This is a genomic window from Sphingomonas sanguinis NBRC 13937, from assembly GCF_001591005.1.
In the GTDB taxonomy this organism is placed as follows: Bacteria; Pseudomonadota; Alphaproteobacteria; order Sphingomonadales; family Sphingomonadaceae; genus Sphingomonas; species Sphingomonas sanguinis.
This window is the reverse complement of record NZ_BCTY01000002.1, coordinates 216,471-230,167: the sequence shown is the minus strand read 5'-3', so window position 1 is coordinate 230,167 and position 13,697 is coordinate 216,471. Positions and strand designations below refer to the sequence as shown.

General features: G+C 65.6%; 12 protein-coding genes and 1 tRNA gene. 10 read left to right on the top strand and 3 right to left on the bottom strand.

Going from position 1 to position 13,697, the window contains the following annotated elements; genetic code table 11:
* The first annotated feature begins 120 nt into the window (after nt 1–120).
* From SSA01S_RS02570 to SSA01S_RS19415, 3 genes are all read left to right on the top strand, one after another.
* Nucleotides 121–2,706, top strand: coding sequence for a M1 family metallopeptidase (locus tag SSA01S_RS02570; RefSeq protein WP_061779058.1), 2,586 nt, complete (start codon nt 121–123; stop codon nt 2,704–2,706).
* Between the two features lie 401 nt (nt 2,707–3,107).
* Nucleotides 3,108–4,712 (top strand): S10 family peptidase, encoded by a 1,605-nt coding sequence (locus SSA01S_RS02565; protein WP_061779057.1) that lies wholly within the window; start codon nt 3,108–3,110, stop codon nt 4,710–4,712.
* Nucleotides 4,713–4,795: 83 nt separating this feature from the next.
* Nucleotides 4,796–5,227, top strand: a complete 432-nt coding sequence (locus tag SSA01S_RS19415; protein WP_156477636.1) for a hypothetical protein — start codon at nt 4,796–4,798, stop codon at nt 5,225–5,227.
* A gap of 43 nt (nt 5,228–5,270) precedes the next feature.
* Here the strand turns inward: SSA01S_RS19415 and SSA01S_RS02560 are convergent.
* Together SSA01S_RS02560 and SSA01S_RS02555 are read right to left on the bottom strand one after the other, a co-directional pair.
* A tRNA-Lys gene (locus tag SSA01S_RS02560) sits at nt 5,271–5,346 on the bottom strand.
* Between the two features lie 142 nt (nt 5,347–5,488).
* A complete protein-coding gene (locus tag SSA01S_RS02555; protein ID WP_061779056.1) occupies nt 5,489–6,097 on the bottom strand; it encodes an NAD(P)-dependent oxidoreductase in 609 nt (202 codons plus the stop codon).
* A gap of 104 nt (nt 6,098–6,201) precedes the next feature.
* Between SSA01S_RS02555 and SSA01S_RS02550 the strand changes: the two genes are divergently transcribed.
* On the top strand, nt 6,202–6,561 hold the full coding sequence (locus SSA01S_RS02550) for a winged helix-turn-helix transcriptional regulator (protein WP_061779055.1): 360 nt from the start codon (nt 6,202–6,204) through the stop codon (nt 6,559–6,561).
* A gap of 35 nt (nt 6,562–6,596) precedes the next feature.
* Here SSA01S_RS02550 and SSA01S_RS02545 read toward each other — a convergent pair whose 3' ends face one another.
* On the bottom strand, nt 6,597–8,036 hold the full coding sequence (locus tag SSA01S_RS02545; protein ID WP_061779054.1) for an NAD-dependent succinate-semialdehyde dehydrogenase: 1,440 nt from the start codon (nt 8,034–8,036) through the stop codon (nt 6,597–6,599).
* A 241-nt stretch (nt 8,037–8,277) separates the two neighbouring features.
* On the opposite strand from SSA01S_RS02545, the gene SSA01S_RS02540 reads away from it, so the two are divergent.
* From SSA01S_RS02540 to SSA01S_RS18990, 6 genes are all read left to right on the top strand, one after another.
* Nucleotides 8,278–9,270: a sulfate ABC transporter substrate-binding protein gene (locus tag SSA01S_RS02540; protein WP_061779112.1), complete on the top strand. Its 993-nt coding sequence runs from the start codon at nt 8,278–8,280 to the stop codon at nt 9,268–9,270.
* Between the two features lie 5 nt (nt 9,271–9,275).
* On the top strand, nt 9,276–10,106 hold the full coding sequence (gene cysT / locus SSA01S_RS02535) for a sulfate ABC transporter permease subunit CysT (RefSeq protein ID WP_156477634.1): 831 nt from the start codon (nt 9,276–9,278) through the stop codon (nt 10,104–10,106).
* Complete coding sequence (gene cysW / locus SSA01S_RS02530) at nt 10,103–10,948, top strand: sulfate ABC transporter permease subunit CysW (RefSeq protein WP_061779111.1); 846 nt, start codon at nt 10,103–10,105, stop codon at nt 10,946–10,948. Before cysT ends, cysW begins: the two co-directional genes overlap by 4 nt.
* Nucleotides 10,945–11,979, top strand: coding sequence for a sulfate/molybdate ABC transporter ATP-binding protein (locus SSA01S_RS02525; protein ID WP_061779052.1), 1,035 nt, complete (start codon nt 10,945–10,947; stop codon nt 11,977–11,979). The genes cysW and SSA01S_RS02525 overlap by 4 nt, the downstream gene beginning before the upstream one ends.
* A gap of 80 nt (nt 11,980–12,059) precedes the next feature.
* Nucleotides 12,060–13,514, top strand: a complete 1,455-nt coding sequence (locus tag SSA01S_RS02520; RefSeq protein ID WP_439951128.1) for a phospholipase D-like domain-containing protein — start codon at nt 12,060–12,062, stop codon at nt 13,512–13,514.
* Nucleotides 13,514–13,690: a DUF4169 family protein gene (locus tag SSA01S_RS18990; protein WP_082794888.1), complete on the top strand. Its 177-nt coding sequence runs from the start codon at nt 13,514–13,516 to the stop codon at nt 13,688–13,690. The genes SSA01S_RS02520 and SSA01S_RS18990 overlap by 1 nt, the downstream gene beginning before the upstream one ends.
* Nucleotides 13,691–13,697: the final 7 nt, after the last annotated feature.

The window sequence follows — 13,697 nt, the reverse complement described above, 5'->3', positions numbered from 1 at the left end:
AAGGTCTGTCCAGAGAGGCTGAGAGATCGGCGAATGTAATAAAGTGACATAGGCGTCATTTGCTTTGCGCCGTTGACGGCGTAGAGCTTGGCCATTCTCCGTCGAAAGGCCTTGAACGCGATGAAGTCCGCCCTGTCCGTCCTGCTTGCTCTGACCGTTTCCGCGCCCGCCCTTGCCGCCGGGCAGTTGCCCCAGACCGTTGCGCCGGTCCTGTACGACATCACCGTCCGCCCCGATGCGAAGGCGATGACCTTCGCGGGCGAGGAAACGGTCGATGTCGATGTGCGCCAGGCGACCGCGACCATCGTCCTGAACGCCGCGGAATTGACGGTGACCCGCGCCACCTTCGACGGCAAGCCGGTGCCCTTCGCGCTCGACAAGACCGCGCAGACGCTGACCCTGACGCTGCCGCAGGCGGCGAGCGCCGGGCGGCACAAGGTCGGCCTGGCCTGGACCGGCACGATCAACCGTTCGGCCAACGGCCTGTTCGCGATCGACTATACGAATGCCGACGGCACGCCGGACCGGATGCTGGCGACCCAGTTCGAGGCCCCCGATGCGCGCCGCTTCGCGCCGATGTGGGACGAGCCCGCCTTCAAGGCCAAGTTCCGCCTGAGCGCCACCGCGCCCAAGGGCCAGCGCGCGATCAGCAACATGCCCGCCGCCTCCATCACCACCCAGGCCGATGGCAGCCAGCTCTATCGCTTCGACGAGACGCCGGTCATGTCGAGCTATCTGCTCTATTTCGGCTCGGGCAATCTCGACCGCAAGACGGTGGATGCCAACGGCGTCCAGATCGGCGTGGTCAGCCGCAAGGGCGTGGTCGACCAGGGCGATTATGCGCTGGCTTCCGCGTCCAGGCTGCTGTCCTATTACAACGACTATTTCGGCACCCCCTATCCGCTGCCCAAGATGGACATGATCGCAGGGCCGGGCTCCAGCCAGTTCTTCGGCGCGATGGAGAATTGGGGCGCGATCTTCTATTTCGAGAACGAACTGCTCTTCAATCCCAAGGTCATGACCGAGAGCAATCGCCAGCGCATCTACACCGTCGTCGCGCATGAAATGGCGCACCAGTGGTTCGGCGATCTCGTCACCCCGCGCTGGTGGGACGATCTCTGGCTGAACGAGGGCTTCGCGTCGTGGATGGAGGGCAAGGCGTCCAACGACCTCAACCCGAGCTGGAAGGCTGCCGCGGCCAACATCGCGGGCGAGCGGGAATCGGCGATGGGCATCGACGCCACCGCCGCGACCCATCCGATCATCCGCAAGGTTGAGACGGTCGACCAGATCGGCGAGGCGTTCGACAGCATCACCTATCTGAAGGGCCAGGCGGTCATCGGAATGCTGGAATCGACGCTCGGCCCGGACGTGTTCCGCAAGGGCATCCGGTCCTACATGGCCAAGTACAAGTATCAGAACACGGTGACCGAGCAGCTGTGGGAGGAACTGTCCAAGGCGTCGGGCACCAACGTCGCGGCCATTGCGCACGACTTCACGCTGCAGCCCGGCGTGCCGCTGATCACCCTGTCGGGTACGCGGTGCGAGGGCGGCAAGACGGTGGCGATGCTGTCGCAGGGCCGGTTCGGCCTGGACGAGGCGTCGAAGGCCGCGCAGACTTGGCACGTGCCGATCCGCGTCGCGACAATCGGTGGCGGTGAAACCAGCACCATCGTCACCGGGGCGACCCCGGCGCCGGTCACCGTCGGCGGCTGCGGCACGCTGGTCCTGAACCAGGGCAAGGGCTCTTACACGCGCGTCATGTATGACGATGCGGGCCATGCCGCGATCGTACGCGACTATGCCAAGCTGTCGCTGGAGGACCGGCTGGGTACGCTGGGCGACGATTATGCGCTGGCGGCGGGCGGCTATCAGAGCTTGGCCCGCTGGTTCGACCTGATGGCGCAGGTCCAGCCCGAGGCCGATCCGTTGGAGTGGCAGACCGTAACCGGAGAATTGTCGCGCCTGGACGGCCTGTATGAGGGCACGCCGCTTGAAAAGCCGCTGCGCGCCAAGATCGCGGCGATCCTGTCGCCGGTGCTGGCACGGGTCGGGTTCGAGGCGAAGCCGGGCGAGGAGGCACCCGTCTCCAACCTGCGCGAGACGCTGATCGGCCGCCTGGGCACCAGCGGCGACGATATGGTCGCGGCCCGTGCGCGGGGCTATGTCACCGCGCTGGCGAAGAACCCGGACGCTATTCCGGCGGCGATCCGCCAGCCGATCCTGGCCACCTACGCCACTCGCGCGACGCTGTCGGAATGGGACCGGCTGTATGAACTGGCCAAGGCGGAGCGCAATCCGGTCGTCAAGAACCGCTATGTCTCGCTGCTGGGCTATGCCGAGGACGAGGGGGCGGCGCGCCGGGCGCTGAGCGTCTTGAAGGACAACACCTTCACCCCGCCGCAGCGCGCGTCGCTGCTCCGCTCGATCGCGGGCGCGCATCCCGACTTGGCGTTCGACTGGGCGGTGGCGAACAAGCCGCTGGTCGACAGCTTCCTGGAGGAGAGCAACCGTTCGACCTTCATCGTCGGGCTGGGCGCAGGCTCGAATGATCCGGCGATGCCCGGCAAGATCGAAGCCTGGGCCGCCGCCAACCTGCCCGAGGGCTCGCGCGGCGGGGCCAAGCGCTCCATCGCGCAGATCGCGGTGCGCAAGGCGGTCGCCGACCGCCTGAAGCCTGCCGTCCAGGCTTGGCTGGCGCGATGATCGAAGGGCTGGCGGGGGCCGTTCCCCGCCAGCCCAGTCTCCGTCCAGCCCCAACGATATCGAAGCCCGTGCGCGCCTCCGAAGTCCAAACTGTTCCCCGGCGAAGGCCGGGGCCCAGTTTCGGTGAGGTTGAGAGGGAATAAGAACGGCGAGTGGGAGGCTAGGCCGATCACAGCCTATTTGCCTCCCCCTCACATTCACCATGCCAACGCATCCAAGTGGAAGCTGGACCCCGGCCTTCGCCGGGGAACCGTCTGTATCAAGGCATAAGCGTGGCCTTCGGCCACGCTTGGTGCGAACGGGGGCAAACGATAATCGCCGCCCAGGCCCTTCGACCCCTTGCTTCCCATTCCGAAACGCGGGAACGATGACGGCCTCGTCAGATTTTTCGTGAGCGCTTCGTGATCCGCAACAGCCTTGTCCTGCTCCTCGCCGCCACTGCCCTGACCGCGCCGCTCGCCGCGCAGGAGGAGGGGGAGAAGAAGGCCGCGCACCACGAAGCCGCCAAGGCCGAGGTGGAGGCTGCCTGGGCCCGCGCGCCGCTCGACGAGACCGAGGTACGCCATCGCGACAGCGTGACCATCGGCGGCCGCTCTTACCCGTATGTCGCGTCGGCGGGCACGCTGACCATCCGCGATATCGAGGGCAAACCGACCGCCTCGATGTTCTACACCGCCTATACGCTCGACGGCGTGAAGCCGGGTACCAAGCGGCCGGTGACCTTCCTGTACAATGGCGGGCCGGGATCGCCGTCCTTCTGGCTGCGCATGGGGTCGTTCGCGCCCATCCGTATCCGCACGACCAGCCCGGAATTCGTGCGGCCCGCTCCTTACGATGTCGGGCCCAACCCGGACTCGCTGCTCGACAAGACAGACCTGGTGTTCCTCGACGCGATCGGCACCGGCTATTCACGGCCGCTGGGCGATATGAAGCCCGCGCAATTCTACGGCGTGGACGAGGATGTCGACGTCTTTGCAGGCGCAATCCAGCGCTACGTCACCAAATATGGCCGCTGGATGAGCCCCAAATTCCTGCTCGGCGAAAGCTATGGCACGCTGCGCTCGGGCGCGCTGGCCTATCAGTTGCAGGAGCGGGGCATGGCGCTGAACGGGGTCATCCTGCTCAGCTCGATCATGAATTACGGTTATCGCCAGCCGGGGCTGGATCAGGTCTATCTCAATTACCTGCCCAGCTATGCGGCGACCGCCTGGTATCACAACCGCCTGGCCGACCGCCCCGCCGATGTCGCGACCGTGGTGGCGCAGGCGCGGGCCTTCGCGGTCGGGCCGTACATGTCGGCGCTGGCCAAGGGACAGACTATCTCGCCGCAGGAGCGCGACCAGATCGCCGAGCAGATGAGCCGCCTGATCGGCATCTCGCCCGATTATATCAAGCGCGCCAATCTGCGCATCGACCTGCCGCGCTTTCAGAAGGAGTTGCTGCGCGGATCGGCGCGCACGGTCGGGCGGTTCGACTCGCGTTATCTCGGCATCGACACCGACGCAGCGGGTGAGGCGCCGGAGACGGATGCCTCTTCGGACGCGATTTCAGGCGCTTATATCGCGTCCTTCCAGGATTATCTGCAATCGACGCTCGGCTATAAGACCGAGCTTCCCTACCGCCTGTCGGCACGCGATGCGGCGGGCTGGACCTGGAACTGGAAGCACAAGTCGCCCGACGGGTCGCAGAATAATCCCAACACCGCGATCGACCTCGCCGCCGCGATGCGGGCGAACCCGTATCTGAAGGTGCTGTCGATGAACGGCTATTACGACATGGCCACGCCGTTCTTTGGCACCGAGAACGACCTAGGCCATATGATGCTGGAGCCTGCGCAACAGGCGAATTTGCGCTTCACCTATTATCCGGCGGGGCACATGACCTACCTCAACCCGGATGCGCTGCGGAGCATGAAGGCCGACCTGGCCGGTTGGTATGACGAGGCGGTCAGCGACGCGAAGTCTGCGACCCCGCCGGTGCCGCCGTCGGGGCAGGGGGCGCGGTGATCGACAATAGCATTTTTACCAACTGCTAAGTCGTTGTCGCGTCGATCACCTTACCGGAAAAAGATGGAAGGAAAAGAAAGTTTATGGCTGCGGCGATAATATCAGCGTTGGCAGCCATTATTGCTTCTGCAGGTGCGATAATTCTCACGAAGGCGAAAGAACGGGACGCAATTTGGCGTGCCAAGAAGCTTACGTACTATGAGGAATTTTTTGGAGCGGCGAGCGGCATTGTAGGTGCTGCCACGCCACTTGATGCTAAGGTGCGTTTTGCCAATGCGGTTAATAACTTGCACCTGATCGCCTCACAGGACGTGATCTCGTCGCTTCATCGATTCACGGATGAAATATCAGAGGGCAACGCTGCTGCTTTCACGCAAAAACGACATGATCAGTTGTGGTCAGAACTCGTATGGGAGATCCGGTTTGATTTGGGAGATGCGCCCGGACCGCGTGAAGATTTCCGTGCGAAGCTCTGGGCCTCAGGCGTCGGAGCAAATGTGGCGGAACTCGTATAAGCAGCCAAACTAGGCTAACAAAACAGATCTACGATACTGAATATGGTGGACGCACTTGGGCTCGAACCAAGGACCCGCTGATTAAGAGTCAGCTGCTCTACCAACTGAGCTATGCGTCCGATGCCGGTCTGCGGCATGGCGGGGAAGCGAGGTCCCCGTCTGGTGGGGCGCTATTAGCTGGGCATGTCCGACCTGCCAAGAGGGTTTTTGACATTTTTCTTGCGGCCGGGATCAAAAGGGCGATCCCGGCCAGGAGCGGCCTTAATAGCCGACGGTGAAACGCTGGCGGATATGGCGCGGCTGTTCGATCTCGTCGGCAAGCGCGATGGCGTAATCCTCGAACGAGATGCTGCTGCCGTTCTCGGTCGCGATCAACTGGTCGGTGCCGAGCCGGAACCGGCCGGTCCGCTCGCCGGGGATGAAGGCTGCGGAGGGCGAGAGATAGGTCCACTCCAGATCCTCGACGCCCCGCAGCAGAGCGAGGAACGCGGCGCCCGCGCTCGCTTCGGCCCGATACTCTTCCGGGAAGCCCGGCTGGTCGATCAGGCGCTGGTCGGGCGCGACCTCCAGGCTGCCCGCGCCGCCGACGACCAGATAGCGCGTCACGCCAGAAGCCCGCACCGTGTCGATCAGACTCTTTGCATCGGTGACGAGGAAGTGCACCGAACTGACGACCGCATCATGCCCGCGCAGTGTCTCGGCCAGCGCGGCGGTATCGCTCAGGTCGCCGGCGACGGGGGTGACGCCGGGCAGGGCGGCGATCCGATCGGGATGGCGCGCGATGGCGGTCACCGCATGGCCGCGGTCCGACAATTCCTTCAGGATACGCGAGCCTGCATTGCCCGAGGCTCCGATCAGCGCGATCTTCATGGTCTTTCCTTTCTATGGTCCACTTTGTAGACCGTCGAATTATGCAGAGCCACGCCGCCCCACAAGACGTCCTTTTGAAAGGACCAGGTCACGCCGATGTGACCATGACGCTGACCGGGGAGGGAGGTTGCCCGATCCGCGAGGTGCTGGATCGGATCGGCGACCAGTGGAGCCTGCTGGTCCTCGCCGCGCTGGAGCCGGGGACGTTGCGGTTCAATGTCCTGCTGCGGCGGATCGGCGATGTGTCGAAGCAGATGCTGTCGCGTACGCTCCGGCGGCTGGAGGAGGACGGCCTAGTCGCGCGGGCCGTCTATGCCGAGGTGCCGCCGCGTGTGGAATATAGCCTGACCGATCTGGGGCGCTCGTTTCTGGAGCCGATGCGCGGGCTGATCCGCTGGGCGGACCGTCATCAGCCGGAGGTCGAGGCGGCGCGGGCGGCCTATCGGGCGCGCGGCCAGGACTAAGGCCCGGCGATCGGAACCGCCGGGCCTTGGGAACATCAGGTGATGTGAACCGCCTTGGTGATCATATGGTTGGCGATACCCTCGGGACCATCCTCCGAGCCATAACCGCTTTCCTTCACCCCGCCGAACGGCGCGTCGCCCCAGCTGAGGCGCACGGTGTTGATCGCGATCATGCCCGCCTCGATCTCGTCGCCGAGCTGGTTCTGGCGGCGGCCATTCTCGGTGAAGCAATAAGCACCCAGGCCGAAGGGCAGGCGGTTGGCTTCCGCGATCGCGTCCTCGGTGGTGGCGAAGGGGCGGATCAACGCGATCGGGCCGAACGGCTCTTCGTTCATCGCCTTGGCGTCGAGCGACACATCGGCGAGCACGGTGGGCGCGAAGAAGAAGCCGTTACCGCCCTGGGCTTCGCCGCCGGTCAGCTTGCGTGCGCCGTTCTTCACCGCATCCTCGATCATCGCGCCGATCGCCTCGGGGCGACGCGGATTGGCCATCGGGCCCATCTGCGTGTCACTCGACAGGCCGTCGCCGATCTTCAGCGCGGCGGCACGCTCGGCAAAGCCTTTGGCGAAGCGCTCATAGATGCCCTCCTGGACATGGAAGCGGGTGGGCGCGACGCACACCTGACCCGCATTGCGGAACTTGTGCGTGACGAGCGTATCGAGCGTCTTGTCGAGATCGCAATCGTCGAACACCAGCACGGGTCCGTGCCCGCCCAGCTCCATGGTCGACTTCATCACTGTGTCGGCGGCGAGCTTGAGCAGATGCTTGCCGACCGGCACCGATCCGGTGAAGCTGAGCTTGCGGGTCACCGGCGAGGCTAGCAGGTGGCGCGACACCGCATCGGGCACACCGAAGACCAGCTGGGCGACATCGCCCGGCAGGCCCGCATCCTGGAAGCAGCGCATGATCGCGATGGCGCTGGCGGGGGTTTCCTCGCTGGGCTTCAGGATGACCGAGCACCCCGCCGCGATGGCGGGCGAAATCTTGCGCACCGGGTTCATGACGGGGAAGTTCCAGGCGCAGAAGGCCGCGACCGGGCCGACCGGCTGGTGAAGCACCAGCGAGCGCGTGCCGGTCGGACGCGGCAGCACGCGGCCATAGATACGGACCGCCTCGCCCGCATGGAATTCCAGCAGCGCGGCGGTCGCGGCGACCTCGCCACGCGCCTCGACGATCGGCTTGCCTTCCTCCAGCGTGGCGAGGGTGGCGAGGTCTTCGGCGCGCTCGCGGACCAGCGCGGCGGTACGAAGCAGCACGGCGGCCCGCTCCTGCGGCGCGGTCTTGCGCCACTGCTCGAAGCCGCGTGCGGCGGCCTCCAAAGCGCGGTCCATATCGGCGGTGGTGGCCAGCGGCAGATCGCCCAGCGGCTGGCCGGTGGCCGGGTTCAGTACCGCCTGGGTCTCGCGCCCTTCCGCACCCAGCCATTCGCCGCCGATATAAAGGCCGGTTTTCACGTCGAAATTGGGGGCGGTCATGCGCGTCCTTTCACAATGGTAAGCGATTGATGCGGGCGGAAGATCGTCCCTCACCCGTGCCGTTACAAGGGCCGGTCGTGCCAAACAGGGCGTCTGTCGGGATCGGGGGAGCAAAAGCAGGGCTTTGTGCGTCCCAAGCTTTCCGGCATTTCCTATCGGGGGGATCGAGATAGGGTGTGCGGCGAAACGAAAGGGACGGGTCCAGATGCGAGCACCATTTCCGGCCATGATGGCCGCCTTGATGATCGGTACGATTGGCCTGTCCGGCTGTTCGGGCGGCGGGAACGGCAAGGGCACGGTCGAGCTGCTGAACGTCAGCTATGATCCGACGCGTGAGCTGTACAAGGACGTCAACGCCGCCTTCGCCAAGGACTATCAGGCCAAGACCGGCAAGACCGTATCCTTCCGCATGAGCCATGGCGGATCGGGCAAGCAGTCGCGCTCGGTGATCGACGGGCTGTCCGCCGATGTGGTGACGCTGGCGCTGGCCTATGACATCGACGCGATCGCCGAGCGTGCCAAGCTGCTGCCCGCCAATTGGCAGAGCCGTCTGCCCGACAATAGCTCGCCCTATACGTCGACGATCGTGTTCCTGGTCCGCAAGGGTAATCCCAAGGGCATTCGCGACTGGGCCGATCTGGTGAAGCCGGGCGTGCAGGTCATCACGCCGAGCCCGAAGACAAGCGGCGGCGCGCGGTGGAATTTCCTGGCGGCCTGGGCCTATGGCAAGAAGGCGGGCGGATCGGACGCGGCGGCGCAGAAATATGTCGCCAGCCTCTATGCGCATGTGCCGGTGCTTGATTCTGGTGCGCGCGGGGCGACGACGACCTTTGTCGAGCGCGGGCTGGGCGATGTGCTGATCGCCTGGGAGAATGAGGCCTTGCTGTCCGAAAAGGAACTGGGAGCGGGCAAGTTCGACATCGTCGTGCCCTCCATCTCGATCCTGGCCGAGCCGCCGGTCGCGGTGGTCGACGCCAATGCCAAGGCGCATGGTACTGAACAGGTCGCGACTGAATATCTGAAATTCCTCTACACGCCGGAAGGGCAGGAGATCGCCGCGCGCAACTTCTACCGCCCGCGTGACCAGGCGGTGCTCGCCAAATATGCCGCGACCTTCCCCAAGGTCGATATGGTGACGATCAAGGATTTCGGTGGCTGGGGTGCCGCGCAGAAGCGGTTCTTCGCCGATGGCGGGGTGTTCGACGCCATCTATGCCGGCGGCACGCGGCGCTGATCGCGGTGTTCGGAACGAAGCGCCGCTCGGCGCTGCCCGGTTTTGGCCTGACCATGGGGATGACCCTGTTCTGGCTCGGCCTGATCGTCTTGTTGCCCCTGTCCGCGCTGGTCATCCGTGCAGCGGGCATGGGGTGGGAGGGTTTTGCTGCGGCCGGGCTTTCGCCCCGGGCGCTGGCCGCCTATCGCCTCAGCTTCGGCGCGGCGCTGGCGGCGGCGGCGGTCAATGCGGTGTTCGGGTTGCTGATCGCCTGGATTCTCGTGCGCTACGATTTTCCGGGCAAGAAGCTGATTGACGCGGCGGTGGACCTGCCGTTCGCGCTACCCACGGCGGTGGCGGGTATCGCGCTGGTGGCGCTGTACTCGGATAACGGCTGGGTCGGGTCGCTGCTCGCGCCGCTGGGCATCAAGGTGGCCTACACGCCGCTGGGTGTTGCGATTGCGCTTATTTTCATAGGCTTGCCGTTCATTGTTCGCTCGGTCCAGCCGGTTCTGGCCGACCTGGGCCGCGATGTCGAGGAAGCCGCCGCGACCTTGGGAGCGTCGCGTCTTCAGACCTTCGCCCGCATCATCCTGCCCGCGATCACGCCCGCGCTGCTGACTGGCTTCGCGCTCGCCTTCGCGCGTGGCGTGGGCGAATATGGCTCGATCATCTTCATCGCGGGCAACAAGCCCTTTCATTCGGAGATCGCGCCGCTGTTGATCATCACCCAGTTGGAACAGTTCGATTATGACGGTGCGACGGCCATCGCCTGCGTGATGCTGGTCCTGTCCTTCGCGATGCTGTTGGTGGTCAACCTGCTCCAGGCGTGGCGCGCCAAGCGGGGGACGCGATGAGCGGCACCAATCCTACCACCGTCGAAAGCCCCTGGGCTCGCCGGGCCTTGATCGGCTTGGGCTTCGTGTTTCTGGCGCTGTTCCTTTTTCTACCACTTGTCATGGTGTTTGCAGGTGGTCTTGCCAAGGGATGGCACGTCTTCGTCGACGCGCTGGTCGACCCGGATGCTCTGGCGGCGATCCGCCTGACCCTGCTGGTCGCGGCCATTGCCGTGCCGGTCAACGCCGTGTTCGGCATCGCGGCATCCTGGGCCATCGCCAAGTTCGACTATCGCGGAAAAAGCCTGCTGATCTCCTTGATCGATTTGCCTTTTTCGGTGTCGCCGGTGGTGTCGGGGTTGATCTTCGTGCTGCTCTTCGGAGCGCAGGGCTGGCTGGGGCCATGGCTGACCGCGCATGGCGTGCGGATCATCTTCGCGGTGCCGGGCATCGTGCTGGCGACCGTCTTCGTGACCTTTCCTTTCGTTGCGCGGGAGCTGATCCCGCTGATGGCCGAACAAGGTCGCGACGACGAGGAAGCGGCGCGGTCGCTGGGCGCGAACGGGTGGCAGACCTTCTGGCATGTCACGCTGCCCAATATCCGCTGGGGGCTGCTCTATGGCGTGCTGCTCTGCAATGCCCGCGCGATGGGCGAGTTCGGCGCGGTGTCGGTGGTGTCCGGGCATATCCGGGGGCTGACCAACACCATGCCGCTGCATGTCGAGATCCTGTACAATGAATATGATTTTGTCGGCGCATTCGCGGTGGCGTCTCTGCTCGCCTCGCTCGCGCTGGTGACCTTGGGAGTGAAGACCGTGCTGGAATGGCGTTTCGGCATCCACCGGGCGGGAGCCGCGCATTGAGCATCGTTGTCGAGAATATCTCCCGCCGGTTCGGGGGCTTCACCGCGCTGGACCGCGTGACGCTGGAGACGAAGCCCGGCGAGTTCCTGGCGCTGCTGGGGCCGTCGGGGTCGGGCAAGACGACGCTGCTGCGGACCATCGCCGGGCTGGACTTCGCGGATGAAGGTCATGTCCTGTTCGACGGGCAGGACATGACTGGGACGCCCGCCGCCGAGCGCCGCATCGGCTTCGTCTTCCAGAATTACGCGCTGTTCCGCCATATGACGGTGGCCCAGAACATCGCCTTCGGGCTGACGGTGCGCAAGCGGCGCGACCGCCCCGCCAAGGCGGTGATCGCGGCCAAGGTCGCCGAGCTGCTGGAACTCATCCAGTTGCCGCAACTGGGCGACCGCTACCCCGCCCAGCTGTCGGGTGGTCAGCGCCAGCGCGTCGCGCTCGCTCGCGCGCTGGCCATCGAGCCGCGCTTGTTGCTGCTCGACGAGCCGTTCGGCGCGCTCGATGCCCAAGTGCGCAAGGATTTGCGCGGCTGGCTGCGGCGGATTCATGACGAGACGGGCCTGACTTCGATCTTCGTGACGCACGACCAGGAAGAGGCGCTGGAGATCGCCGACCGCATCGTCGTGATGCGCGGCGGCGTGATCGAGCAGGTGGGGACGCCTGCCGAGGTGCAGGGTGCGCCTGCCACCGCCTTCGTCTCCTCCTTCATCGGCGAGACGAACCGGCTGCCCGTCACTCGCCAAGCGGGTGCCGCGGTCATCGGTGCGCAGCTCGCCACCGTCGCCGACGAGGCGTGCGGGCAGGGCGCGGGCGAAATCCATATCCGCCCGCACGACGTCGAACTGGCCGAACCCGGCGCGGCGGATGCGCTGTCCATCATGGTGCTGGCCAGCCGCCCGATCGGCCGCTCCCGCCGGATCACCGCCAAGCTCGCCGGTGTGCCCGAACCGCTGACCTTCGACCTGCCTGTCTCGACCGAGGCGACGCCTGGCCAGTCCCTGTCGATCCGACCCGTCCGCTATCGCATCTTCTGAGCGCCATTTGTGTTTGGACGGTCGCGACGTTTTCGCGCCGGCCCCCGTTTCGCCATTTGCCAGCGCGGGATCGCCGGGGCATGACGCGCGCGGACATGGGGAGATCGTCGTTGAAGGTCGGACAGGAATGCTGGCGGATCGAGCAGGCCGATCGCATGGCGGTCATCATCGATGCGGAGAAATATTTCCGCATGGCCCGGCGGGCAATGCTGAACGCGCGGCGGCAGATCCTGCTGATCGGCTGGGATTTCGACGCACGCATCGTCCTCGACCATGACGAGGCGCCGGGCGAGACGGTCGGCGACTTCATCTATTCGCTGGTCCAGCGCCAGCCCGACCTGGAGATATTCCTGCTCCGCTGGGACACCGGCGCGATCAAGTCGCTATTCCGGGGGAAGACCTTCTTCACCGTCCTGAAGTGGATGGCGCATGATCGCATCCATACCAAGCTGGACGGCCATCACCCCATCGCAGCATCGCATCACCAGAAGATCGTCATCATCGACGACCAGCTCGCCTTTTGCGGCGGCATCGACATGACCAGCGAACGCTGGGACACGCGCGAACACCGCGACGACGATCCCGGTCGCCAACGGCCCGGCGGCCAGCCCTATAAGCCCTGGCATGACGCGGTCAGCGCGGTGGAGGGACCCGTCACCCACGCGCTGGGCGAGCTGTTTCGTGAGCGCTGGCATGCGGCGGGCGGCAAGCCGATGGAGCCGGCGGTGCCGGGCGCCAGCTGCTGGCCCGAGGGGCTGGAGCCCGACTTTACCGACCAGCCGGTCGCTATCGCCCGCACCATGCCCGAGATGGACGATCAGGCTCCGGTGCACGAGAATGAGGCGCTGTTCCTCGCCCAGATCGCGCGGGCCGAACGATACGTCTATATCGAGAGCCAGTATTTCGCCTCGCGCCGGGTGGCCGAGGCGATCGCCCGGCGGCTGGACGAAGAAGATGGTCCCGAGTTTGTCATCATCAACCCGCTGACCGCGCAAGGCTGGCTGGAGCCGATCGCGATGGACACGGCGCGAGCGCGGCTGGTCGAGGCCTTGCGGCGGCGCGACCGGCATGGACGGTTGCGGCTCTATCATCCCTTCACGGCGGGGGGCGAGGCGATCTACTGCCATGCCAAGATTCTGATCGCCGACGACCGGGTGTTCCGCCTGGGCTCTTCCAATCTCAACAATCGCTCGATGCGATTGGACACCGAATGCGATCTCGCCATCGCGGTCGAGCCGGGAGGTGAGACCGGACAGCGGATCGCGGCGATCCGCGACGATCTGCTCGCCGAGCACCTGGGGGTGGCGCCTGCGGCCGTCACCGCCACCGTCGCACGCACCGGCTCGCTGATCGCCGCCGTCGAGGTGCTGCGCGGCGGGGAAGGGCGGAGCCTGCGCCCCTATGAGGTACCCGACCTGTCGGGTGTCGAAGAATGGCTGGCGGACAATGAGGTGCTGGACCCGGAAGGGCCGGACGAAATGTTCGAGGCGTTCAGCCGCCGCAAGGGGCTGTTCCGGCGGCTGCGGCGGCGCTGATGGGGGAGGTCGTCAACTTCCGCCAGGCGCGCAAAGGCCTGGCCCGCAGGGCCGCCGAGCAGCAGGCGGCGGAGAACCGGGCGCGGTTCGGACGGACCAAGGCCGAGAAGCAGCGGGATGCGGTGGAGCAGGCGCGGCTTCGCAAGGAGCTGGATGGGGCCAAGCGGGAGGACTGACCCGCCA